General features: G+C 69.8%; 23 protein-coding genes. 15 read left to right on the plus strand and 8 right to left on the minus strand.

Going from position 1 to position 24,008, the window contains the following annotated elements; genetic code table 11:
• Positions 1-154 precede the first annotated feature (154 nt).
• A complete protein-coding gene (locus QO011_RS30130) occupies positions 155-475 on the plus strand; it encodes a 2Fe-2S iron-sulfur cluster-binding protein (RefSeq protein WP_307280700.1) in 321 nt (106 codons plus the stop codon).
• Positions 472-1,455: an N-acetyl-D-Glu racemase DgcA gene (gene dgcA / locus QO011_RS30135; protein WP_307280702.1), complete on the plus strand. Its 984-nt coding sequence runs from the start codon at positions 472-474 to the stop codon at positions 1,453-1,455. Before QO011_RS30130 ends, dgcA begins: the two co-directional genes overlap by 4 nt.
• A gap of 22 nt (positions 1,456-1,477) precedes the next feature.
• On the opposite strand, the gene QO011_RS30140 is transcribed toward dgcA, so the two are convergent.
• Positions 1,478-2,653: an MFS transporter gene (locus QO011_RS30140; protein WP_307280704.1), complete on the minus strand. Its 1,176-nt coding sequence runs from the start codon at positions 2,651-2,653 to the stop codon at positions 1,478-1,480.
• Between the two features lie 303 nt (positions 2,654-2,956).
• Between QO011_RS30140 and QO011_RS30145 the strand changes: the two genes are divergently transcribed.
• On the plus strand, positions 2,957-3,928 hold the full coding sequence (locus QO011_RS30145) for a protein phosphatase CheZ (RefSeq protein ID WP_307280707.1): 972 nt from the start codon (positions 2,957-2,959) through the stop codon (positions 3,926-3,928).
• Positions 3,929-3,961: 33 nt separating this feature from the next.
• On the opposite strand, the gene QO011_RS30150 is transcribed toward QO011_RS30145, so the two are convergent.
• From QO011_RS30150 to QO011_RS30165, 4 genes are read right to left on the minus strand one after another with little or no spacing between them, the layout of a single operon-like run.
• Complete coding sequence (locus QO011_RS30150; protein WP_307280709.1) at positions 3,962-4,585, minus strand: ABC-type transport auxiliary lipoprotein family protein; 624 nt, start codon at positions 4,583-4,585, stop codon at positions 3,962-3,964.
• A gap of 14 nt (positions 4,586-4,599) precedes the next feature.
• Positions 4,600-6,417 (minus strand): MlaD family protein, encoded by a 1,818-nt coding sequence (locus tag QO011_RS30155; protein WP_307280712.1) that lies wholly within the window; start codon positions 6,415-6,417, stop codon positions 4,600-4,602.
• Positions 6,418-6,420: 3 nt separating this feature from the next.
• Positions 6,421-7,212, minus strand: coding sequence for an ABC transporter ATP-binding protein (locus tag QO011_RS30160; protein WP_307280715.1), 792 nt, complete (start codon positions 7,210-7,212; stop codon positions 6,421-6,423).
• Positions 7,212-8,348 (minus strand): MlaE family ABC transporter permease, encoded by a 1,137-nt coding sequence (locus QO011_RS30165; protein ID WP_307280718.1) that lies wholly within the window; start codon positions 8,346-8,348, stop codon positions 7,212-7,214. The genes QO011_RS30160 and QO011_RS30165 overlap by 1 nt, the downstream gene beginning before the upstream one ends.
• 118 nt (positions 8,349-8,466) lie before the next feature.
• Here QO011_RS30165 and dgcN point away from each other — a divergent pair, with 118 nt between their 5' ends.
• Both dgcN and QO011_RS30175 read left to right on the plus strand, forming a co-directional pair.
• The gene (gene dgcN / locus QO011_RS30170; protein WP_307280721.1) at positions 8,467-9,474 is read left to right on the plus strand and encodes an N-acetyltransferase DgcN; all 1,008 of its coding nucleotides are present in this window, start codon (positions 8,467-8,469) and stop codon (positions 9,472-9,474) included.
• Between the two features lie 110 nt (positions 9,475-9,584).
• Positions 9,585-11,288, plus strand: a complete 1,704-nt coding sequence (locus QO011_RS30175; protein ID WP_307280724.1) for a caspase family protein — start codon at positions 9,585-9,587, stop codon at positions 11,286-11,288.
• A 33-nt stretch (positions 11,289-11,321) separates the two neighbouring features.
• On the opposite strand, the gene QO011_RS30180 is transcribed toward QO011_RS30175, so the two are convergent.
• Complete coding sequence (locus QO011_RS30180; RefSeq protein WP_307280727.1) at positions 11,322-12,212, minus strand: AraC family transcriptional regulator; 891 nt, start codon at positions 12,210-12,212, stop codon at positions 11,322-11,324.
• A 165-nt stretch (positions 12,213-12,377) separates the two neighbouring features.
• On the opposite strand from QO011_RS30180, the gene QO011_RS30185 reads away from it, so the two are divergent.
• Complete coding sequence (locus QO011_RS30185) at positions 12,378-13,409, plus strand: NAD(P)/FAD-dependent oxidoreductase (RefSeq protein ID WP_307280730.1); 1,032 nt, start codon at positions 12,378-12,380, stop codon at positions 13,407-13,409.
• 4 nt (positions 13,410-13,413) lie between these two features.
• Here the strand turns inward: QO011_RS30185 and QO011_RS30190 are convergent, their stop codons facing one another.
• Positions 13,414-14,280: an IclR family transcriptional regulator gene (locus QO011_RS30190; protein ID WP_307280733.1), complete on the minus strand. Its 867-nt coding sequence runs from the start codon at positions 14,278-14,280 to the stop codon at positions 13,414-13,416.
• A gap of 2 nt (positions 14,281-14,282) precedes the next feature.
• Positions 14,283-15,644 (minus strand): MmgE/PrpD family protein, encoded by a 1,362-nt coding sequence (locus QO011_RS30195; RefSeq protein WP_307280894.1) that lies wholly within the window; start codon positions 15,642-15,644, stop codon positions 14,283-14,285.
• Between the two features lie 173 nt (positions 15,645-15,817).
• Here QO011_RS30195 and QO011_RS30200 point away from each other — a divergent pair, with 173 nt between their 5' ends.
• From QO011_RS30200 to QO011_RS30240, 9 genes are all read left to right on the plus strand, one after another.
• On the plus strand, positions 15,818-16,129 hold the full coding sequence (locus tag QO011_RS30200; RefSeq protein ID WP_307280736.1) for a (2Fe-2S)-binding protein: 312 nt from the start codon (positions 15,818-15,820) through the stop codon (positions 16,127-16,129).
• On the plus strand, positions 16,116-17,498 hold the full coding sequence (locus tag QO011_RS30205; protein WP_307280737.1) for an FAD/NAD(P)-dependent oxidoreductase: 1,383 nt from the start codon (positions 16,116-16,118) through the stop codon (positions 17,496-17,498). Before QO011_RS30200 ends, QO011_RS30205 begins: the two co-directional genes overlap by 14 nt.
• Positions 17,495-18,688 (plus strand): NAD(P)/FAD-dependent oxidoreductase, encoded by a 1,194-nt coding sequence (locus QO011_RS30210; protein ID WP_307280739.1) that lies wholly within the window; start codon positions 17,495-17,497, stop codon positions 18,686-18,688. The genes QO011_RS30205 and QO011_RS30210 overlap by 4 nt, the downstream gene beginning before the upstream one ends.
• 1 nt (position 18,689) lies before the next feature.
• On the plus strand, positions 18,690-19,574 hold the full coding sequence (locus QO011_RS30215; RefSeq protein WP_307280741.1) for a substrate-binding periplasmic protein: 885 nt from the start codon (positions 18,690-18,692) through the stop codon (positions 19,572-19,574).
• Positions 19,575-19,654: 80 nt separating this feature from the next.
• Positions 19,655-20,443 carry an amino acid ABC transporter ATP-binding protein gene (locus QO011_RS30220; RefSeq protein WP_307280744.1) on the plus strand — a complete coding sequence of 263 codons (789 nt, stop codon included), beginning with the start codon at positions 19,655-19,657 and terminating at the stop codon, positions 20,441-20,443.
• Positions 20,440-21,087 carry an amino acid ABC transporter permease gene (locus QO011_RS30225; protein WP_307280745.1) on the plus strand — a complete coding sequence of 216 codons (648 nt, stop codon included), beginning with the start codon at positions 20,440-20,442 and terminating at the stop codon, positions 21,085-21,087. Before QO011_RS30220 ends, QO011_RS30225 begins: the two co-directional genes overlap by 4 nt.
• Before the next feature lies 1 nt (position 21,088).
• Positions 21,089-21,826 (plus strand): amino acid ABC transporter permease, encoded by a 738-nt coding sequence (locus QO011_RS30230; protein WP_307280748.1) that lies wholly within the window; start codon positions 21,089-21,091, stop codon positions 21,824-21,826.
• A gap of 39 nt (positions 21,827-21,865) precedes the next feature.
• On the plus strand, positions 21,866-22,933 hold the full coding sequence (locus QO011_RS30235) for a C45 family autoproteolytic acyltransferase/hydrolase (protein ID WP_307280751.1): 1,068 nt from the start codon (positions 21,866-21,868) through the stop codon (positions 22,931-22,933).
• A gap of 122 nt (positions 22,934-23,055) precedes the next feature.
• Positions 23,056-23,928 carry a dienelactone hydrolase family protein gene (locus QO011_RS30240; RefSeq protein WP_503129053.1) on the plus strand — a complete coding sequence of 291 codons (873 nt, stop codon included), beginning with the start codon at positions 23,056-23,058 and terminating at the stop codon, positions 23,926-23,928.
• The last annotated feature ends 80 nt before the right edge of the window (positions 23,929-24,008 follow it).

Here is a 24,008-nt window from a genome sequence, read left to right on the forward strand (position 1 = left end):
CATGCAAGGTCGGTGCGGCTCAGGCTTGATCGCCGCGACGCGCTGGATCGGCGCGCGGCCACTCTGTATAGACCGGCTCCAAGCGGGACATCGTGGGGGACTGTGGCTCCGGGCCGGATCGGGAGCGCCCCCTTGGAGAGGACGAGGGTCATCAATGCCGACGATCACCTTTAAGGACCATCAGGGAGCTGCGCGCACGGTCGAGGCCGAGAACGGCGCGACCGTGATGGAGACCGCGATCCGCAACGCCATTCCCGGCATCCTGGCCGAATGCGGCGGCGCCTGCGCCTGCGCCACCTGCCACGTCTATGTCGATCCGGCCTTCATGCCCATCGTCGGCGAGCCGGAGCCGATGGAGGAGGACATGCTCGACTTCGCCTACGACGTCCGGCCGAACTCGCGCCTCTCCTGCCAGATCCGGGTGCGTGACGCCCTCGACGGGCTGATCGTCACCACGCCGGAGAAGCAGGCATGACCATGCGGCTCTCGGTGCGGGTCGAGCGCTGGCCGATCGCCGGCGCCTTCACCATTGCGCGCGGCACCCGCACCGAGGCCGTGGTCGTCGTAGCCCGAATCGAGGACGGCGATGGGGCCGGGCAGGGCGAATGCGTGCCCTATGCCCGTTACGGCGAGAGCGTGGAGGGCGTCGTCGCGGCGATCGAGGCCATGGCGGAGCCGCTCGCCGCCGGGCTCGACCGCGCGGCGCTGCAGGCGGCCATGCCGGCGGGCGCGGCGCGCAACGCGCTCGACTGTGCCCTGTGGGACCTGGAGGCCAAGCGCAGCGGCCGGCCGGCCTGGCAGCTCGCCGGCCTGCCCGAGCCCGGCCCGCTGACCACCGCCTACACCCTGTCGCTGGGCGAGCCCGCCGCCATGGGCGAGGCCGCCGCCCGGGCGGCGCATCGCCCGCTCCTCAAGGTCAAGCTCGGCACCGCGGACGACGCCACGCGCATCGCCGCGGTCCGGGCCGCCGCGCCGGGCGCCCGGCTCATCGTCGATGCCAACGAGGGCTGGCGCGCCGCCGACCTGGAGCGCAACCTCACCGCCTGCGCCGAGGCCGGCGTCGTGCTGATCGAGCAGCCGCTGCCGGCCGCGGACGATGCGGCGCTGGCGCAGGTGAGGCGGCCGGTGCCGATCTGCGCCGACGAATCCCTGCACGATCGCGCCTCGCTGGCCGGCCTGGCCGGGCGCTACGACGCCATCAACATCAAGCTCGACAAGGCCGGCGGACTCACCGAGGCGCTGGCGCTGGCGGAGGCGGCGCAGGCCGTCGGCCTCGACCTGATGGTGGGCTGCATGGTCGGCACCTCCCTGGCGATGGCGCCGGCCCTGCTGCTGGCCCAGCGCGCCGCGGTCGTCGACCTCGACGGTCCGCTGCTGCTGGCCCGCGACCGCGAGCCGGGCCTGCGCTACGAAGGCAGCACGGTGTTCCCGCCACAGCCGGAGCTCTGGGGGTAGGACGGTCCCCGGACGGCTTCGCTCAGGCCGCTCCCCGCCGCTCCATCGACCAGGCCGCCGCCGTCAGGGCCAGCCCGATCGCCGAGACGCCCGCCATGGCGAAATAGCCGTGCGGGCCGAGGCTGCCATAGAGGACGCCGGCCAGCGCCGTGCCGCCGGCGAGGCCCGCGCCGACCACCGCGGCGACGATACCCTGGCGCGTCGCGCGGTCGCCGCCGAAGCGGTTGAGCCAGCCCATCGTGCCGAGATGCACGGCGGCGAAGGTGAGCGCGTGCATGGCCTGCAGCGCCCCGATCGTCAGGCCGGAGCCGGGATCGAACCCCATCAGCACCCAGCGCAGCAGGCCGACCGCGCCGCCGATCGCCACCATCGCATAGGGGCCGAGGCGACCGGCGGCATTGCCCCCCAGCAGGAACAGCGCCGTCTCGGTGATGGTGCCGATCGCCCACAACCCGCCGATCTCGCTGCTGGAGAAGCCCCTCTGCTGCCAGATCAGGGTGGCGAAGCTGTAGAGCAGGGAATGCGCGCCTTGCAGGCAAGCGCTGGCGGCGATGAAGAGGGCGAAGAGCGCACGCGGCGGCGCGTCGCCCCGTTCGGGCCTGACGGCATCGGCGCGGATCGTCCCGCGGTCGTCGGGCAGGGCGAGGCCGAACAGCGCCGTGAGCGCCGCCAGGATCGCCATGATCGGCGGGATCGTCTCGGCCGGCAGCACCGTGAGCGCCTTGCCCATCGTGATGGCCGTGAGCAGCCAGAACAGCGAGCCCCATTGCCGGATGCGGCCATAGTCGTGGCCGTGCTGGACGACGCCGTCGAGCACGATGGTGTCGAGCAGCGGCGTGGTCGGCGCCAGGAAGGTCGAGGCGACGGTCAGCATCAGCGCCAGCGACCAGAATTCCGGCATGAAGGGCAGGCCGGCATAGCCGAAGGCCATGCCGCAGACCATCATCAGGAAGGTGCGGCGCGGGCCGAGGCGCCCGTCGCCGATGCGGGCGAACGGCGCCGAGGCGAAGACGCGCATCAGCATCGGGATGGCGAGCAGCAGGCCGATCTCGCGGGCGTCGTAGCCGCGGTGCGCCAGCCAGATCGGGAAGAAGGGCAGGTAGACGCCCTGCCCGGACAGCAGCAGCGCATAGGTCGCGCTCGTCGTCCAGGCGGCGCGGCGGGACGCGTGGCGGTCGATGGGGGCCGAGAGGGTCATCGGAGGCGGGACGACGCGGAACGCAGGGTTTGGCGAGCAACGGCTTCCGGGTCATAGTCCCGGAAATCGGATCGCCGCCGTGCGATTCGACATAGATGTGAATACGCCCGCAACGGCAGCCATTTCAAGCGAAGCGGCACCGGGCGGCCTCGGAAAGCTGCGAAAAAACAAAAGCATGGGACGAGCATCGAACGCCGTGCCGCCGAGGCGGACCTCGAGACCGGGCAGGATGGCCGAGCTCGCCCCGCGGGCGGCTGTCGGACATCTCGCCCAGCCCGCCACCAGCGCCTGACGAGCCCCGCCATGTCGACGCCTCCGGCCCCCCTCATCAGCGACGCGGACTACGCGGCCATCGAAGCCGCGGTGATGGAGACCGCGCGCGGGCGCTGGTTCCTCGCCGAATATGCCCAGCGCAACCGCAATGCCGACACGACGGCGGTGCTCGATGCCGTCCGCCGGCTGGAGCAGGCGGTCGAGGGCGGGCGCGAGACGGGGCAGGCCGAGCGCCTGCGCTTCGACCTGATCGACATGGCCGGCGCCATCGCGCGCACCAAGGCCGAGATCGCCGCGATCAAGCCGGAGGGCGAGGGCGGGCGCATCGGCGAGGCCACCAACGAGCTCGACGCCATCGTCCGGTCGACCGAGACGGCGACGGGCGACATCCTGGCGGCGGCCGAGCACCTGCAGGAGGTGGCCTGGACCATGCGCGAAGCCGGCGTGGAGACGGCGGCCTGCGAGATCATCGACCAGCGCGCCACCGACATCTATACCGCCTGCTCCTTCCAGGACATCACCGGCCAGCGCATCCGCAAGGTGATCCAGGTGCTGCGCTATCTGGAGGACCGGCTCAACGCCATGATCGTCATCTGGGGCGCCGGCGAGCCGCCGCCTCCGCCGCTCGACCTGCGCGGCAGCAAGGACGCCTTCCTCAGCGGTCCGGCTCTGCCCGGCCAGGGCATGGAGCAGAGCGACGTCGACGCCATCTGGGCGGAAGAGGCGCCGGCCGAGCCGCCGCCCCTGAAGATGGAGACGGTGCTGCGGCCGCTGCCGCTTGCGCCGCCGGTCCCGGCGTCCGAGCCGATGCCCGTGTCCCGGGCCGCCCAGCCCGCCGCCGGCTCGCCCTTCACGCCGCCGATGCGGCCGCGGCCGCCGGCCCGGTCGACGCCGGAGGAGGGCGCCGGCGAGGAGGCGCCCCGGCGCGCGCCGGCACGGCCGGTGACGCTCGCCGACATCGAGGCGCTGCCCTTCGAGGAGAGAGCGGCGCTGTTCAGCTGATGCAGGGCCGGCGCCGCGGCAGGATCGCCCGCCTCAGATCCTGGACGAGGCCCAGGTGACGATCTCGCGCAGCACGGTCTGCATCGCCTGGTCGAGCGCGGCGCTCGCCTGCGGGCCGGTGACGCCGGCCGGCACCGAGGCGCTGAAGACCTGGGCGGCGACGATGCGGCCGGTGCTCTCGCTGACGATCTTGGCGGAGATGGCGACGACGGCCGTGGCCGCGCCGCCGGCCTGGATCTCGAAATCGCGGATGTCCGCCACCAGCGTCGCATCCGGCGTGAGCTTGTCGGAGGGCCGGCCGACCGAGCCGATGCGGTCCGCATTCTCGAAGGTCTGGATCAGGCGCGCCTGCACCAGGTTCGGCAGGCGGTCGGACCATTGCGCGGCGGGCAGATAGCTCACCTGCCCGTCGCCGCTGCGCACCAGGATGCGGTCGCTGTCGAGCGCCTGCAGGGCGGTGGGCTCGGCGATCACCAGCTGAGCCCGGCCGGGCCGGGCCGGCTTGACCATGTCGGGCGCCCTGAGGTCGAAGGTCTGGGGCGGAGCGGAGAGGCTGCCGCAGCCGGCGAGCAGCCCGGCCGCCAGCAGCGGCCAGGCCAGGCGCGAAGGCCGGAACCCGGCGGCCGGCCTACGGAGGAAACCGAGACGAAAACGCAACGCGGCCGGCATCCTCATTGTCCCTTGTAGTCGGGAATGGTCGACTTCGGACCCAGCAGCAATTGCTGCGGGTTGCGCTGCAGGCTGTTGAGCGTGCGCTGGATGTCGCGCAGCGTCTTCTGCCCGTCGGTGGCGAGCTCGCGCACGTCGCGCAGGCCGGCGCCGCTGAACTGGTTGAGGTTCTTCGACAGCTCCTGGGTGCGGGAGTCGAGGTTCTGCGCCAGCGTCCGGATCGAGCGCGCGGTCTCGGTGATCTCGGCGAACATGCCCTTGCCTTCGGGGCTGCTGGTCATGGTCTCGATGTTCTTCAGCACCACGTCCAGCCGGTCGGCGGTGGCGTTCAGCTTCCGGCCGACATCGCTGGCATCGTTGATGAAGCCCTGCACCTTCTGGGTGGAATCGCCGAGCGTCTGGGCGAACTTATCGACATTGGTCAAGACCCGGTCGACCTTGGGGCCGTCGATCGCCGAGGCCACCCGGTTGATGCTGTCGAAGGTGGCGGCGAGCTTCGGCGTCATGGCGGCGAGGTCGGCCGAGAGCTTGCGCGTATCCTTGAGGACGCCGTCGATCTCGGCGGAATTGTCGCCGATGACGGCGGCGAACTTGTTGATGTTGTCGACGGCCTGGCCGACCTTGGCGCTGTCGACGGCGCCCACGACCTTGTCGACATTGGTCAGGACCCGGTCGACCTTGGCGCTGTCGATCGCCGCGACCACCCGGTTGATGTTGTCGAAGGCGGTGGCGAGCTTCGGCGTCATGCCGGCGAGGTCGGCCGAGAGCTTGCGCGTATCCTTGAGGACGCCGTCGATCTCGGCGGAATTGTCGCCGATGACGGCGGCGAACTTGTCGATATTGTCGACGGTCCGGCCGATCTTGGCGCCGTCGATGGCACCCACGACCTTGTTGATCGAATCCAGCCCCGCCTCCAGCTTCGGCGCCATCGTGTTGAGCTTGGCGGCCACGCCGGCGGCGTCGGTGGCGAACGCGGTGATCTGGCCCTTCGAATCCGCCAGCGCCTGGGTGAAGGCCTCGACATTGGCGATGGCGGCCTGCGCCTTGGCGGCGTCGAAGGCCTGCGCGAAGGTCTTCAACTGGTCGGAGGCGGCGGTGACGTTGCCGACGATGCGGTCGATCTTGGCGGGGTCGACCGCCTTGATCAGGGCCTGGAGATCGCCGCTCATGGTGTTGAGGCTGTCGGCGAGCTCGCCGATGCGCTTGGCTGCGTCCCCGGTGGTCTGCAGGAAGCCGGTGATCGCGCCGGAATTGCTGGCGAGCGCCTGGGTGAAGGTGCGGACATTGCCGACCGTGGCCGTGAGGTCGCCCTCGTTCTTGCGGATGAACTCGTCGATGCGGGTCAGCGTCTGCGCCGCCTGGGTCACCGTGTCGCGCGCGCCGTCGACGAGATTCTGCAGCTCCGAGCGCTCGGCATAGATGGTGGCGAATTCCTGGTCCGGCGGCGGCTCCAGAGGCGGGGCGTTGGAGGAGCCGCCATAGAGCTGGATATAGGCGCCGCCGGTGAGGCCCTGGAACTCCATGCGCGCCCTTGTGTCGACCTTGACCGGGGTGCTCTCCTTCACCGTGATCCGGCCGACGACGCGCGAGGGGTCGTCCGGCATCAGGTCGAGCGAGTCGACCTGGCCGACGCGGATGCCGTTGAACAGCACGCTCGAGCCGACGGTGAGGCCGCTGATCGAGCCGGAGAACACCACCTGGTAATGGTTGGCCTTGGTGTTGTCGGCCAGCCGCGCGAACCACACGACGAAGCCGAGCGCCGCGGCGATCACCGCCAAGGTGAACAGGCCGATCAGGGCGTTGTTGGCGCGCGTCTCCAAGGCTCAGTCCTTCGCGCTGCCGAGCGCCGCACGCGCCCGCGGGCCGTGGAAATAGGCCTGGAGCCAGGGATCGTGGGAGGCGAGCATGGTTTCCATCGTGCCTTCGGCTATGACGCGGCCTCCTCCGACCGCCGCGATCCGATCGCAGATGGTGTGCAGGCTGTCGAGATCATGCGTCACCATATAGACGGTAAAGCCGAGTGTCTGTCGCAAGGTTGCAATAAGCTCGTCGAATTCCCCGGCGCCGATCGGGTCGAGGCCGGCGGTCGGCTCGTCGAGGAAGACGAGGTCGGGATCGAGCGCCAGCGCCCGCGCCAGGCTGGCGCGCTTGATCATGCCGCCCGACAGTTCCGAGGGGAACTTGTCGGCGGCGTCGGGCTTGAGGCCGACCAGGGCGATCTTGAGCATCGCCATCTCGTCGAGCAGGCGTGGCGACAGCTCCAGATATTCGCGCATCGGCACCTGGACGTTCTGCTTCACCGTCAGCGAGGAGAACAGGGCGCCCTGCTGGAACAGCACGCCCCAGCGCCGGGCGATCTCCTGGCGCCGGCGGGCGTCGAGCTCGAAATAATCCTCGCCGAACACCTCGATGGTGCCGCCGAGCAACGGCGCCAGCCCGATGATGGTGCGCATCAGCACCGACTTGCCGGTGCCGGAGGCGCCGACCACGCCGAGCACCTCGCCGCGATAGACGTCGAGGTCGAGGCCGTTCAGGATCAGCGGGCCGCCGAAGCCGACCTTGACGCCACGCGCCGAGATCACCGTCTCGCGATTGGCTCTGACGGGAGCGGCCATCAGTATTTCAGCGCCGCGAACAGCATGGCGAACAGGCCGTCGACCACGATCACCGTGAAGATCGACTTGACCACCGAGGCCGTGGTCTGCCGGCCGAGCGATTCGGCCGAGCCCTTCACCTTCAGGCCCTCGATGCAGCCGATCAGGCCGATCATCAGCGCCATGGCCGGCGCCTTGATCAGGCCGACGAAGAAGGTGTTGAGGCCGATGGCGTCGCGCAGCCGGTCGAGGAAGGAGGCGGGCGTGATGCCGCCATAGCCCCAGGCCACCAGCCCGCCGCCGAAGATGCCGGCCATGGAGGCGATGAAGGTGAGAAGCGGCAGGCCGAGCACCAGCGCGATGATGCGGGGCAGGACCAGCACCTCCATCGGATCCAGGCCCATGACGCGCATGGCGTCGATCTCCTCGCGCATCTTCATCGAGCCGAGCTCGGCGGTGATGGCCGAGCCCGACCGCCCGGCGACCATGATCGAGGCGAGCAGCAGCCCGACCTCGCGCAGCATCAGGATGCCGAGCAGGTCGACCACGAACAGCGTGGCGCCGAAGCGCTCGAGCTGGAAGATGGTCTGCTGGGCGACGATGGCGCCGACCAGGAAGGTGATCAGGGCGATGATCGGCACGCCCCGCAGCACCATCAGCTCCATCTGGGTGATGATCGCCGGGCCGCGAAGCCGCGCCCGGCCGATGAAGAGCCGGCCGATGGTGACGACCAGCTCGCCCATGAAGGCGTTGAGGTTGACGATGTCGGCGCCGACCCCGCGGATCACCAGGCCGATGTCGACGAGCAGCTCGATGAAGGCGTTGTGGTGCGGCCGGGCGGGCAGCGGCTCGTGCGCCTTGGCGGTGACCTCGTCGATCAGGAGCCGCTGCGCCTTGTCGGCCGTCCTCAGCTCGACCTCGCTTCCGGCGCCGGCGAGCCGTTCGCGCACCTCGCCCAGCAGCTTGGCGCCGAGCGTGTCGAGCCGCGTGACGCCGCTGATGTCCATGTCGACCCGCGCGGCGCCCTTGGCCTTGCCCGCGATCTCTCCGGTGAGCTCCTCCAGCCGGCCGGCCTCGCGCGCGACCCACTCGCCGCTGGCGCGCAGGCGCAGCGTCGAGCCTTCGCTCGCCAGGCTGAGGTCGGTCTCCTCGCTCATGCGACCCTTTCGTCCCTTGCCGCCCCGGCTCGCCCGGGCTCGCCTCTTGCGGCGGCATCATGGTCAGTCATACTGCTCCGATCCAAAAAAGCGAGTGCGCAGGACGTCGTCACCCCCCATGCAGATCGAAAAGCCTTACTTGATGTTCATCGGCGACGTTCACGACCAGCTCGCCGCCAAGACCGCCGCCGGCATCGTCGACTGGCGGCGCGACTGGTGCGTCGGCCAGCTGCGCCTGCCCGGCTGCAAGGCCGACCTCGGGCTGGAGGACATCGGCATCGAGGAGGGCAGGGCCCGCGGCGCCCGGACCATGGTCGTCGGCGTGGTCAATGCCGGCGGCGTGCTGCCGGAGCATTGGGTGCGCTCGATCGTCGAGGCGCTCGAGGCCGGGATGGACATCGCCTCCGGCCTGCACAAGCGCCTGGAGGATGTGCCCGAGATCGCCGAGGCGGCCCGCCGGCACGGCCGCCAGCTCCATGATGTCCGCATCCCTTCGCAGACCTTCGCCACCGGCAAGGGCACCAAGCGCTCGGGCATGCGCCTGCTCGCCGTGGGCACGGACTGTTCGGTCGGCAAGAAATACACCGCGCTGGCACTGGAGAAGGAGATGCGGGCGCAGGGCTTCGACGCCGACTTCCGCGCCACCGGCCAGACCGGCATCTTCATCTCCGGGCGCGGGGTCGCGGTCGACGCCGTCGTGGCGGACTTCATCTCCGGCGCGGCGGAATGGCTGACGCCCGACGCCGCGCCCGACCATTGGGACGTGGTGGAAGGGCAGGGCAGCCTGTTCCACCCCTCCTTCGCCGGCGTGACGCTCGGCCTGCTGCACGGCTCGCAGCCCGATGCCTTCGTCGTCTGCCACGAGCCGACGCGCAAGACCATGCGCGGCGTCGCCCATCCCCTGCCGACCATTCGCCAGGTGATCGACCTCACGGTGGCCTGCGGCCGGCTGACCAATCCGCGCATCCAGTGCGTCGGCATCTGCGTCAACACCCAGGCGCTGGGCGAGGCCGAGGCGAAGGCCTATCTCGCCGAGATCGCCGCCGCCGAGGGCCTGCCGGCGACCGATCCGGTCCGCTTCGGCACGGCCGAGATCGTCAGGCGGCTGAAGGCGGTGTTCGGCTGAGGTGTCGTGGCGCGCCGGGCAGGAGCCGGCACGCCGCGTGCAGAAGGGCACAGCGTCCGGGTGAGAGAAGGGCTACGACGAGGCAAGTTCATCCCATTGCGGGGGCCGGCATGCTGCAGCACCTCAAGCTCGGGTTCGGTGTTCTCGTGCTGCTCTGCGCCCTGGCGTCGCCGGCCTCCGCCGCCAGGCTCGCCCTGGTCATCGGCAACGACGACTACGTCTCGGTGACCCGGCTCGAGCGAGCGGTGGCCGACAGCCAGGCCCTGCGCACGGCCCTGGAGAAGCTCGGCTTCAACGTGACGCTCGCCGACAATCTCGACTTCAAGGCCATGACCCGCACCATCGCGGAGTTCGAAGCGAAGATCGCTCCCGGCGACGAGGTCGTGTTCGAGTTCTCCGGCCACGGCGTCGCCATCGACGGGCGCAACTACCTCCTGCCCGTCGACGTCGAGCAGCCGCAGGCCGGCGGCGAGGCCGAGATCAAGAGCTTCGGGCGCGATGCCGGCCAGCTCGTCGATGATCTCAGGGCCAAGGGGCCGAAGCTGGTCTTCGCCATCCTGGATGCCTGCCGCGACAATCCGTTCCAGAGCGCCAGCCGGTCGATCGGCTCCTCGCGCGGCCTGGCGCGGATGGACCCGGACCCCGGCGCCTTCATCCTGTTCTCCGCCGGCCCGGGCGAGGAGGCTCTGGACCGGCTGGGCACCGGCGACAAGGAGGCGACCTCGGTCTTCACCCGCGTCCTGCTCAAATATCTCGACATGCCCGGCATCACCCTGCAGAAGCTGGCCAAGCTGACCCAGGGCGAGGTGAGCCGGCTGGCGGGCACCGTCGGCCACACCCAGTTCCCCGACTATTTCGACCGCACTGTGGACGAGCCGAGCCTCTCGGTCGCGGTCTGCACCGCCAGCCCCGCCAACGCCTATGTCGGCACCTGGGGCAATACCGATCCGCAGTCCGGGGTCGATCGCACCATCGTCATCCGCCAGAGCTGCCAGTCCGGCCGCACGCTCTACACGTTCGAGGAGAGCTGGGCCTGCCGGCAGCAACAGCAGCCGTGCCACCTCGGCACGCGCCCGGCCCGGCTCATCGAGAAGACCGGCGAGCTCGTGGTCGACGGCGTGATGAAGGATACGATCACCACGTTCAAGCTGAAGCTCTCCGGCCCGGACGCCATGAAGGTCGACATCGTCTCCGTGTTCACCGACGACAGCGGCCGCGACCCGCGCAAGGCCTCCCACGACTATGTCCGCCGGCCGGAAGGAGCCGTGGCCACCGCCGGGCCGGCTCCGGCTCCGGCCCCGCCGACGCCCAGCGTAGCCGCCGCTCCCGTCTCCGCGCCGCCGGTGCCGAGCGTCCCCGCCGCTCCCGTTTCCGCGCCGCAGCCTGCGCCGACGCCGCGCCTGGCCGACGCCGTGCAGACCCCGGCCGCCCAGGTCGCGACAGCGGTCGCGCCGGTCGTCGGATGCGACCGCTCGCATCTGGCGGGCCTGTGGCGCAATGCCGACCCGCATGCCCGCTCGATCGTGCGCCTCCTGATCACCAGCCAATGCGACGGCGGCCGGCCGAGCTACAGCGTCGAGGCCTGGGGCGCCTGCCGTCCCGTCGCCTGCGACTGGGGCATGGCGCCGGGGGTCTACGACGTGCCGAGCGGCCAGCTCAACATTCGCCACGTCTCGCCTTTCGCCGTCAGCACGCTCAACCTGCGTCCGGCCGGCGGCGACGCGCTCGACCTCACCCGGTCCACGGTGTTCGTCGACAGGAGCGGCCGCTCGCCCTTCTCCAGCGACGACGTGCTGGTCCGGGCGGCGAACTGAGCGCGGCAGCCGAAGGCCGCCGCGCCCGGATCGTCAGCCCTTCAAGGGCATCCGCACCACCGTGAGCAGCTCGGTCGGCGGCGTCTCCCTGGGATCGTTGAGGTATTCCTCGAAGCAGGGCGCATCGCCGGGCTCCTGGCCCGAGGTCGGCAGCCAGGTGCGATAGAGCCAGGCATAGGCGACGTCGAGGTCGGTATAGGGGCCCTTGTGGGTGAGACAGGCCGCCCGGCCGCCGCCGACGCTCAGCCAGCGCATGCCCGGGGCCAGCGGCGCGTCGTCCGGCAGCGTCAGGCAGGCCTCCGACCGCAGATCCCCGTGCGCCACCCCGGCGGGGTCGTCGTAGTAGACGCCGATGCTGCGCGTGCCCGGCCCGAGCAGGCCGCGCGGGCCGTACCAGGCGAAGATGCGCTCGAAGCTCTTGCCGATCTCCTGATAGTCGCCCTGGTGGGCGAGCGCGGCGAGGCGCAGCGGCGACACGGCCTCGACCGTGACGTCGTAATGGATGGGACTGCGCAGCGGCGCGACATGGGTTCGGGTCATGGTTCGGTCTCCAGGTTGGGGTTGGGCCGGACGCAGGACATGGCCGCGCCGCCGGAACGCCGCCGGCGGCATGCCGTAGGCGGCGGAGAAGCTGCGCGTAAAGGCCGCGACCGAGCCATAGCCTGCCCGCTTCGCCACCCGCTCGAGCGTGTGCTCGCGGCGGGTCAGCTCGACGGCCGCCCGGTGAAGGCGCAGCCGCCGCACCGCGTCCTGCACCGTCTCGCCGGTCACGCTGGTGAACACGCGGTGGAAGTGCCAGGGCGAGAAGCAGGCGATCTCGGCCAGCCGATCGAGGCTCAGCACCTCGTCGAGATGGTCGGCGATATGGGCGACCACCCGCTCGATGCGGGCGGCGTAGGCGAGGCTGGTCTCGTGTCGTGTCATGTCCGTGCTCCGGATGACGGCACGCTAGCGGCGGCGCCTTGATCGAGGTTGCTGACATGGCGGCGGCGCGCCCGGAGCAGCGGGCGTCTCGCGCAGCATCGACCGCCGGGCGCCGGCAGGCTATAGCGTGGATCCGAGTGCTCCATTCCGACTGCCGGGTTGCCCATGTCCGACCTCATTGAGACCGACGCGCTGATCATCGGCGCCGGACCCGTCGGCCTGTTCGCCGTGTTCGAGCTCGGCCTGCTCGACATCAAGGCGCACGTGGTCGACATTCTCGACAAGATCGGCGGTCAATGCGCCGAGCTCTACCCGGAAAAGCCGATCTACGACATTCCCGGCTTCCCCTCGATCTCCGGCCAGGGGCTGGTCGACAACCTCATCAGGCAGATCGAGCCGTTCCATCCCACCTTCCACCTCTCGCGCATGGTCGAGGGCATCGAGCGGGGCGAGGACGGGCTGTTCCAGGTGCGCACCGACGCCGGCGAGGTGTTCCGGACCAAGGTGGTGGTGATCGCCGCCGGCGGCGGCTCCTTCCAGCCGAAGAAGCCGCCGATCGAGGGCATCGACGCCTACGAGAACAGCTCGGTCTTCTACGCCGTGCGCAAGATGGAGGCGTTCCGCGACCGCTCGATCCTGATCGTCGGCGGCGGCGATTCCGCCCTCGACTGGACGCTGAACCTGGTCCCGCTCGCCAGGCGCGTGACGCTGATGCACCGGCGCGACGCCTTCCGTGCTGCGCCCCATTCGGTCGAGCAGATGCGCCGCCTCGTCGCCGAAGGCCGGATGGACCTGCTGCTCGGCCAGGTCACGGGCCTGGAAGGCGAGGGCGGCCGGCTCACCGGCGCCGTCATCCGCGAGGAGAGCGGCCGGGTCCTCACCCTGCCGGTCGACGCCCTGCTGCCCTTCTTCGGCCTGACCATGCGGCTCGGCCCGGTGTCCGACTGGAACCTGGACCTGCACGAGGGCCAGCTCGTCACCGTCTCCACCGAGACCTTCGAGACCTCCCGGCCCGGCATCTTCGCCATCGGCGACATCAACTGGTATCCCGGCAAGCTGAAGCTGATCCTCTCCGGCTTCCACGAGGGCGCGCTGATGGCGCAGAAGGCGCACCGCTACGTCTATCCCGACAAGCGGCTGACCTTCCAGTACACCACCTCCTCCTCGAGCCTGCAGCGCAAGCTCGGCGTCGCCTGAGCGTTCAGGCCCTGAGCAGATCGACGATCGCCGGCCCCTCCAGCGGGTTCAGCTCGGCCTCGATCTGCCGGACCTCGTTCGTCAGCGTGGACACGAGGACGGGAAGCCGGTCCTGGCTGAGACGGGCGCTGGTCATGTTGATGGCGATGGCGGCCACGGCATCGCGGCCGCGAGGCAGGATCGGAACCGCCAGGGCGGAAATCCCCGCGACCAATGCGCCCTCGTCCACGCTGTAGCCCCGCTCGCGAATGATCGGAAGGGACTGGCGCACGCGGTCGGCCGTAAGCCCGTCGTAGCGCTGATAGAGGGGGGCGTTGGTCTCGATGACGACGTCGGCCTCGGCCGAAGGCAGGAAAGCCAGGATGGCCTGGCTGGCGGGACCGACGCCCATGGGAATCTGGCCGCCGACATGACCGGTCAGGCTATCGATGACATAGGTGCCCTGCTGGCGGTCGACGCACACCGTGTTGAATCCGGCGCGCGCCATCAGGAACACGGTGTCGCCTGTCTCGGCGGAAAGCCGCATCAGCGCCGGACGGGCCAGGCGGCGCAAGCCGGTGCCGTCGGCCGCCGTGGCGCCCATCGCGAAGAGCGCCAGGCCCAGGCGATAGCGCTTCGTCTGGCGTTCGCGATCGATCAGGCCGTGTCGTTGCAAGGCTGTCACGATGCGATGCGCGGTCTGCTGCTTGAGGCCGAGCGCCTCGCCGATCGCGGCGATGGTCGCGCCCTGCTGGCCGACGCCGCCCAGGTGCTTCAGGATCGCCACGCCTCGATCGAGAGCCTGGGTGCCGGTCGCGGACTCCGTCTCCGAGCCGCGCTTGGGCTGCCTGCTCTCGGGAAGGGCATCGAGAGGGGGTGTCCGAGGAGGCATGGTCACGCCTCCTGACAGGCCGGGAGGAGGGAGGCTTCGCCCAACGGGGCGCTCAAGGCGCTCATCAACGAGTCGATCTCCGCTTGGTGATTCAGCGCCAGTATAGTCGCCTTCAGGCGCGCCGCAGCCGGCTCCGACAGGTTCGGCCCGGCGAGGGCCCGGAACTTCTCTTCCTGCTGTCCGATGGAGAGCGGGTTCGTCGGCTCGCCCTTGGGCGCCGGGACCGCCAGGCTCCGTGCTCCATGCGTGGAGGTCATTGTCACCCGCGCCGGAACCATCGCCGGGAACGCCGTCTCATAGGCAGGATCGACCGTCAGCCGGATGCGTGCGGCCAAAGCCAGGACCTGCGCATCTGCAAGGTGCGCCTCCTGCATCGGCAGCAGCGCGCCGGCGCCTCGAACCAGCGCGAGCGCGACGCAGAATGGAATGCTGTACTGTGCCGCCTCAAGGCTCGCGGGGGCGGGGTCGTTGGGGAGCATGAGCGCGCGCGGGAAGGTCGCCACCTCGATATGCCTGATCGCCTCGGTGGCGATGGCATGGTCCGCCTGCAGCGCCAGCGCTGCGTCTATGGCGGCGTGCGCCCATCGGCAGCAACTGTAGAGCTTGAAATAGATCCCTTCGATCGCCCAGCCGCGACCGAGGTCGCGGGTCATCCTCGCCGGATCATAGCGGCGTGCATCGTCGAGCACGTCGACCGGGCCGGTGAAGCCGGCGGCCGCCAGGTCCACCGCGGCCAATCCGCTGGCCGTCGACCAGGCGATGCCTTCCTTCACGGTGTTGCCGACGCTGCTCCAGCCGGCGGCGCTGAGCCCCGGAGCGCTCGTCCCGGCGATCGCGAGCGCCTGGACCAGGACATCCGGGGCGAGGCCGCGCAGCCATCCGGCGGCCGCCGCCACGGCGTAGCTGCACCATAGGCCGCTGTCGGTCGTCCGGAGCGTGTCGAAATCCCGCGCCGCGGCCACGCGGACGCCGACCTCATAGCCGATGGCGATGGCGGTCAGCAGCCGGTCGGCGCCGGCTCCCACGGCTTGCGCCGTCGCGAGCGCTGCCGGGATCACCGCCGCGCCGGGATGGCCGGCGGCCGCTCGGTGACCGTCATCCAGATCGAGCATCGAGCCGTAGGCGGCATTGACGAAGGCCGCGCCGGGCGGCGTCAGCCGGTCGGCCGAAAACCAGACGTGGGCAGGACCCACGCCCCAGGAGGTGACGGCGGCCCGCCGCGCCGCCGCGCCGCTTCGCGTCACCGCACCGGCGATTGCCGCCCCGACGAGATCGAGAACGGCTCGGGTCGCAGCCATGCGAACCGCTGGCGGCGTGGCCTGGATGCTTCGGACATGGGCCGCAAATTGGAATGCTGTCGTCATCACTTTTCCTTCTCGGTCGCACGATCTCGTCCAGCGAGCCACCGAGGCTCATATAGCCTAAAAAATCACATTGTGGGTTAAAAACTTGATTGACACCCACAATGTGGGTTCTTATCGTTCTTGCAACACCATCGCAAGGCCCGTCCCGCACTCTCGTCGGAAGCTGCACGCCCATGGCCATCGCCACGCAATTCCGGCGCATCGCGGCGCCTCCCCGCGCAGGGGTCGCCTGCGCGGTCGATGGCGAGGCCGTCTACGCGTTCGAAGGCGATACCGTGCTGACGGCGGTGCTCACCCATCGCCGCAACCTCCGCGCCTTTGAATTCGGCGCGGCGGAGCGGTCCGGTTTCTGCCTGATGGGAGCGTGCCAGGATTGCTGGGTGCAGCGGGCCACCGGAGAGCCGGTGCGAGCCTGCACGACGCTGGTGGAACCGGGCATGTGCATCGTCACCCGGCGGCCGGAGCGATGTGATGACATCAGGTGAAATCGTCATCGTCGGAGCCGGGCCGGCCGGGATGCGAGCGGCGATCACGCTCGCCCGGGCCGGGAGACGGCCGATCGTGTTGGACGAGGCGCCGAGCTCCGGCGGGCAGGTCTATCGTCGGCCCCCGCCGGCGATCCGGCGCGACGCGGGGGCGCTCTATGGTTTCGAGGGCCGGCGCGCCACGGAATTGCACCGGGCGTTCGATGTCCTGAAGGGCGATATCGACTATCGGCCTGGAACGCTGGTCTGGAACGCCACCGACACGCGGCTGCACCTGCTCGCAGAGGGGCGTTCCAGGACCCAGTCATGGGGGCGCATCATCCTGGCGCCTGGGGCGATGGACCGGATCGTCCCGCTGCCGGGGTGGACCCTGCCGGGTGTCTACACGCTCGGCGGCGCGCAGGTCGCGCTGAAGGCGCAGGCTGTGGGCATCGGCGCCCGCGTGGTCTTCTTCGGCACCGGACCGCTGCTGTATCTCGTCGCCTGCCAGTATGCCAAGGCTGGCATCGACGTGCGGGCGGTCCTCGACACCGCGCCCGGGCTGGCCTCGCTCGAAGCGTTGCCGGGGTTGATCCGGGGCGGCCGCACCTTTCTCAAGGGGCTGCACTACGTGTCGTGGCTGAGGATGCGGGGCGTGCGGATTGCCAGCGGCGTCCGGCCCGTCGAAATCGGAGCGGGCGCGGACGGGGCGGTCTCGGGTTTCCGCTTCGAGCGGCCCGGCGGGCGCGAGGCGTTCGTCGAATGTGACGCGATTGGCTTCGGCTTCGGCCTGAAGTCCGAGACCCAGCTGGCCGATCTGCTCGGCCTCGACTTTGCCTTCGATCATCGGCAGCGGCAGTGGCTGCCGGTCCAGGATGCGGACGGCCGCGGCTCGGTGCCGGGAGTTTACCTCGCCGGCGACGGGGCACGTGTCCGCGGCGCCGATGTTGCCGAGCTGGCCGGCGAACGCGCGGCCCTGGCGGTGCTGGCCGATGAAGGCGAGGGCGCTCACCGCTCCCGGATGGCCGCGCTCGGCGCCCGCATTGCCAGGGCCGAGCCGTTTCGGCGCGCGCTCGACGAGATCGCCTTCCCGTTCCCGGTCGAGCTGGCGCGCGAGGTGCCTGGCGACGTCATGGTCTGCCGGTGCGAAGGCATCGATGCCAAGACCATTCGCAACGTCGCCGCTGCGAGCGGAACGGTCGACATCAACCGCTTGAAGGCCTTCACGCGCCTGGGGATGGGCCGTTGCCAGGGGCGCGTTTGCGCACCGGCCGCCACGGAGATTCTCGCCGCGGCCGCCGGCGTTCCCGTTGAAGCCGTCGGCAGGCTGCGCGGACAGGCGCCGATCAAGCCGATGCCGCTGTCGGCTCTGGCGGAGGCGTCGTCATGACCGTCTTCGATGCGGCCATCATCGGCGGCGGCCTGGCCGGGTGCTCGGCGGCGCTGCATCTCAGCCTGCGTGGAGCCTCGGTCGTCCTGTTGGAGCGCGGGCTCTGCGGTGCCCAGGCCAGCGGCGTCAACTATGGCGGTGTTCGCCAGCAGGGGCGCCATCCCGCGGAATTGCCGCTGTCGCGGCGCAGCCGCGAGATCTGGGGACGGATGCCGGCGCTGATCGGCACGGACTGCGAATTCGCCATGACCGGCCACCTGAAGCTCGCCCTCACCGACCGGCAGATGACCGAACTCGTGACCTATCGGGATACGGCCGAGGCCTTCGGCCTCGCGCTCGAGCTGATCAGCCGCGATGCGCTCCAGCGTCGCTATCCCTATCTCGGCGGCGGCCTGGCCGGCGGATCGCTCTGCGCCGAGGACGGTCAGGCCAATCCGCGCCTCGTTGCGCCGGCCTTCGCCCGCGCTGCCCGCCGCGCCGGAGCCGATATCCGGGAGAACGCCGAAGTCAGCGGCGCCTGGCCCGACGGCGATGGCTTCGGCCTGCGTGTCGGCGGCGCGGCTGAGCCGGTTCGAGCGCTGAGGTTGATCAACGTCGCCGGCGCCTGGGGCGCGAAAGTCGCCTCCTGGTTCGGCGATGCGGTCGACGAAGGCGTGATCGCGCCGAACATGTGCGTCACCGAACCCCTGCCGGTGTTCATGGGACCCAATCTCGGCGTGTGCGGCGGCGGCATCTACCTGCGTCAGGTCCCGCACGGCAGCGTCATCTTCGGAGCCGGGCTCGGCGTGGCCGACCGCGACCGGTCCAGGGCCCGGCCTCTGGGCGAGGTGACGTGCGAGGCAGCCCGTTTGGCGATCGACATGGTGCCGAGGCTCGCCCAGGCGCTGCTGGTGCGAACCTGGACGGGCATCGAGGGCTGCATGCCCGACGGCCTGCCGGTGATGGGACCCAGCCCAAGCACGCCGGGGCTCTTTCACGCCTTCGGCTTTTCCGGACATGGCTTTCAGCTGGGTCCCGGCGTCGGAGCCGTTCTGGCCGAGTTGGCTCTGGACGGGACGACGCCGACGCCGATCGACGGGCTCTCGATCTCCCGATTCCATCCGGCACGCAGCGATCAGGGAAGAAGCCCGATGGCTCGAAGCGGTCCGGACGGTGGCATGCAAGACCGACAAGACAACCAGGGGAACTGACATGACGATCTTCAGCGAGCTGAAACATACGGTCGCGGCCGCAACGGTCCTCGGCCTCCTGACCGGAGGGGCTCCGGCGGTCGCCGACGACGCCTACAGGCTGGTCGAGCCCGGCGTTCTGACGGTGGCCATCACCGGCGACATGCCGGGCCTGGTGGCGCGTGACGGCAAGCTGGTCGGCTATGACGGCGACATCCTCCAGATCGCCGCCGACAAGCTGGGTTTGAAGATCAAGCCCGTGCCGACGGAGTGGTCCGGCGCGATTGCGGCGGTGCAGGCCGGCCGCGTCGATCTCATCGGCGGCAATGTCGCCTGGACCGAACAGCGTGCGGCCGCCCTGTCGCTGACCGACCCGACCGGATACTTCCAGAACGGCATCACGCAGAAGGCCGGGTCGGATTGGCATACGCTGGCGAGCCTCGAGAACAGGAAGGTCGGCTCGATGACCGGCTTCTCCTTCCTGCCCGAGCTGCGCAAGATACCGGGGCTGGAGCTCAACCTCTACGACTCCACGGACGCCGCCCTGCGCGACTTGATGTCCGGCCGGATCGAAGCCATGGTCGGCGACCCACCCGTCATCGACTATGCGATCGTCCAGAATCCGTCCTGGGGGCTGCGGAACACTCCGTTCACCGACAACAATCAGGACTTTCCGCTCCTGACCGGCATCGGGCGGCAATATGTCTTCGGCGTGAGCAAGGACAACAAGGCCCTTGCCGACGCGCTCAGCGCCGAGATCCGCAAATTGTGGGACACCTGCCAGGTGAAGGAGATCGGCAGACGCTACGGCAACATCAACAAGGCCAATTACACCCCTTCGCCGGACAACTTCCGGGTCGGCGTGGATCGGCCGCAGGGCTGGGCGCCCCCCGCATGTCCGCAGTGATCGCTGTGGCTCCAAACCGGACGCCCGGTCGGCAGCCTGCGTGCCGACCGGGAGCCGATTGTACAACCAGGAGGATGGCGATGGCATCCGAACCCCTGCTGTCCGTTCGCGGCCTGCGCAAGAGCTATGGGGCGCACGAGGTGCTCAGAAGCGTCTCGTTCAACCTCGATCGTGGCGAGCGGGTCGCCATCATCGGTCCCAGCGGCTCGGGCAAATCGACCTGCCTGCGCGCCATCAACTATCTCGAACCGCCGATCGGCGGGGAGATCCGCCTGAACGGCGAGCTGATCGGTCGGCGTGCCGGGCGCCGCGGCGGGGATCGGCGGATGACCGATGCGGAACTGGCCCCGCAGCGGGCGCAGATCGGCATGGTGTTCCAGCTCTTCCATCTCTGGCCGCATCTCACGGTCCGCGAGAACGTCGCATTGCAGCCGCACAAGGTCCAGGGGCTGAGCGCTGCCGAGGCTTTCGAGCGGGCCGATGCCATGCTGGCCAAAGTCCATCTCCTCAACAAGAGCGACGACTATCCCAGCCGGCTGTCCGGGGGCCAGCAGCAACGCGTCGCCATTGCCCGCGCCCTGGCGCAGGCACCGGCGTTGCTGCTGTTCGACGAGCCGACCTCGGCGCTCGATCCGGAACTGGTGGGAGAAGTCCTGACGGTGATCCAGGAGCTTGCCGCCGAGGGGCGGTCCATGCTCCTCGTCACACATGAGATCGCGTTCGCCCGCGAGGTCGCCGACCGGGTGATCTTCATGGACGGCGGCGTCATCGTCGAGGAGGGGCCGGCGCGCGCCGTGCTCGACGATCCCCGGGAGCCGCGTTTGCGCCGCTTCCTGCAGCTCGTCGCCCATTCCGGGGAGGCGGCATGACCCAGGCTCCCTTCTCCCGCATCGCCGAGGCGCTGCTGACCGGCGCATGCGTCACCCTGCAGGTTTCGGCGGGCGCGCTGGCGGTCGCCGTCTGTCTCGGGCTGCTGCTGGCTTCGCTCGGCGTTCTCCGCCCGGCACGATCGGTCCGGATCATCATCGCCGCCTATGTCGAGATCTTTCGCAACATCCCGAGCTTGACGCACCTGTTCCTCATCTATTTCGGGCTTGCCTATCTGGGGCTGCGGTTGACGTCGCTCACCGCTGCCGTCCTCGGCCTGGGATTGATCGGTGGCGCCGTTCTCGCCGACGTGTTTCGCGCCGGCCTGCAAGCCGTGCCGGCCGGGCAGTGGGAGGCTGCGCTGGCGATCGGCCTGTCCCCCTTCAAGGCCTTCCGCCTCGTCATTCTGCCTCAGGCCTGGCGGATCAGCCTGCCGCCGCTGGGCAACTATGCCATCGGCCTCGTCAAGGACACCTCGCTCGTCGCGGCGATCGCTGCGCCCGAGATCATGTTCAACGCCCGGCAGATCGTGAACGAGACCTTCGAGACGGCGCTGGTCTACGGCTCCGCGGCGCTGATCTATCTCGTCATCACCTTTGGTCTCAGCTGGCTTCTCGCCGTCGTCGAACGCAAGGCGGCCTATTGAGATGACCAGCTTCTTCCAACCGATCCTGGCGAACCTCCACGACTGGGGACCGCAGCTCGTGAAGGCCAGCGGCACGACCATTCTCCTGACGCTGCTCGGCTTTGCCGCTGCATTCGCCTTGGGCCTCGCCGTCGAGTTCCTGCGCACCCGTCGATCCCCGCTCGTGCGACGGCTCGTCGATGGTTATCTCTTGATCCTGCGCGGCGTGCCCATCCTCGTCGTCCTCTACCTGCTCTATTTTGCGCTGCCTGGCATCGGCGTCACCTTGCCGGCTCTCGTCGCGGGCGTCCTGGGCCTCGGGCTGGTCTACAGCGCCTACCTCGCCGAGGTGTTTCGTGCCGGCCTGCAATCGGTGCCCAGGGGCCAGCGCGAAGCCGCGCTCGCCGCCGGGCTCACGCCCGCTCAAACCTTTCGGCTGGTGCTGTTTCCGCAAGCCGTCCGCGCGGTTCTGCCGCCTCTGCTGATCAGCCTGGTCTCCCTGCTCAAGGACAGCTCGATCTGCGCCCTCATCACGGTGCCCGAGCTCACGCTCACCTCGCGAGCCATCATGTCGGAGAGCTTCCTTCCCCTGCAGATCTTCGCGCTCACCGGCCTGTTCTATTTCATCATCGCCTGGCCGGCTTCGCTGGCGGTGCGGGCGCTCGAAAGGCGCCTGCAGCGCGGCCGCGCGCCGGGCCGGCGCCCCGCTCGACCGAGCCGGATGGCGACCGGCGCCGTCACCCTGGCCTCGGACAAATGACGGGGACACGCTCGATTTCAGCGGAGCACGGAAAGCGTGATGCCCAGAAATCCCATTCCGATCCTTGTGCTCCGCGGCCGGCCCTTCGAGCGTGGCGGTCGGCACGGCGAGGCGTTCGCGGCTGAGATACAGCGAGCGCTGGGCCGATCGAAGGACACCTCGAGCCGCAAGGCCTACGAAGCCGCCCGCGGGCGGGCCGCGCATTCGTGGCCGCTTCTCGAGGAATGCGCCCCCGAAATCGCCATGGAGGTGCAGGGGCTCGCGGAAGGCTCGTCCAGCGACGTGACGGACCTCTATCTGCGCATCGGCTTCGAGTTCTTTGTCGATGCTGCGCCCACGGGCTGCAGCGGCATCGCGATCGCCGGCCCGAACGGTGCGGTCATCGGCCAGAACTGGGATGCGCCACCCGAGGATGCCGTCGACCTTGCCCTTGTCCTGCACGCCGGTGAGGCCGGCGTCGAAACGGCAATGGTGGCGTCGGTCGGCACCCTGGGCTGGGTTGGCTGCAATCGCTCCGGATTGGCCTTGTCGACCAATGATCTGATCCTCGACGCCATTCCCTGCGGCCTGCCGAGCCAGGTCGTCCGCCGCCTTGCGCTGGACCAGGCGAGCGTGCCGGCCGCAATTGGCGCCTTGCGTTCCCTGCCGAACATGGGCGGGCGCTGCTATCTGCTCGGCGACGCTGCGGGAGCGATCGCCGGCGTCGAGATCTCGCCCTCGGTGGGCGTCAGCGCGATGGCGGCGACCTCACCGATCCTTCATACCAACCATGCCCGCCTGCCGGAGACCGCCGTCGTCGAGGATGAGGCGCGGCTGCAGGCCGTCTACCCGTCCAGTCGAAGCCGCCTCGCTGCGCTGGAACGCCTTGCAGACGGTGCCCGCACCGTCGCCGACGTCATGGCCGTCCTGCGCAATCGCGACGGTGCGCCGAACGCGATCTCGAAAACCCCATCCAAGGAAGAGAAGACCGAGACGGCGTTCTCGATCGTGTTCGATTGCGCGGCTGCCGAAATCCATCTCTGCGCCGGCCCACCGTCGACGGGTGTTTACCAGACCGTCCGATTGTCCGATCCGGAGCGGCGCGTCGAGCCGCCGCCTCGTCCGTGACCGCGCGGCGCTTCCGCGCATCAGTCCGGCTCGGAGTCGAGCCCTGCCGTCGTCTCGCGCTTTTGTGACCGCGCCCGCCCTGTCTGGGCTGAAAGCGCCGCCCTATCCTGCCGAGGACGCCGATGCAGGAGCAGGCCATGAACCAGGACTACATCGACCTCTACGATCGCTTCACCCATGGCGGCATGAGCCGCCGGTCCTTCCTGGACCGGCTGGCGGCGATGGCCGGCGGCACCGCCGCCGCCACCGCCCTGCTCGCGGTGCTGCAGAACGACTATGCCAGGGCCGAGACCGTGGCCGAGGCGGACGAGCGCATCGTGGCCGAGAGCTGGGCCGTGCCCGGCGGCCCGGCGGGCCTGTCGGGCTACCTCGTGCGGCCCAAGGCCGGCGGCCGGCCCGGCACCGTCCTGGTGGTGCACGAGAATCGCGGCCTCAACTCGCACATCAAGGATGTCACGCGCCGGGTCGCGGTCGCAGGCTTCGTGGCGCTCGGCCTCGACTATCTCAGCCCGCTCGGCGGCACGCCGGCCGACGAGGACAAGGCCCGCGACATGATCGGCACGCTGAAGCCCGAGGACATCATCGCGTCCTCCAAGGCGGCCGCCGCGGCCCTGCGCGCGCGTCCCGACGGCAACGGCAAGGTCGGCGCGGTCGGCTTCTGCTGGGGCGGGGGCGCCGTGAACCAGCTCGCGGTCGCCGACCCCGCGCTCAACGCCGGCGTCGCCTATTACGGCATGCAGCCCAAGGCCGAGCAGGTGCCGGCGATCAAGGCGCCGCTGCTGCTGCACTACGGCGCCCTCGATGAGCGCATCGATGCCGGCATTCCAGCCTTCGAGGCGGCGCTGAAGGCCGACAACAAGGCCTACCAGATCTTCGTCTACGAGGGCGCCAACCACGCCTTCAACAACGATACCGGCGGGGCGCGCTACAACAAGGCGGCTGCCGATCTCGCCTGGCAGCGCACCATCGACTTCCTCAAGACCAACCTCGCCTGAGGCGAGCGCCGCTCTCCTTTGTGCCGCTTGCGGGAACTTTCCACATCGACAGAGCGTTGATCCTGCAAGTTTCGCCCAAG

The sequence above is a fragment of the Labrys wisconsinensis genome, from assembly GCF_030814995.1.
Taxonomy (GTDB): Bacteria; Pseudomonadota; Alphaproteobacteria; order Rhizobiales; family Labraceae; genus Labrys; species Labrys wisconsinensis.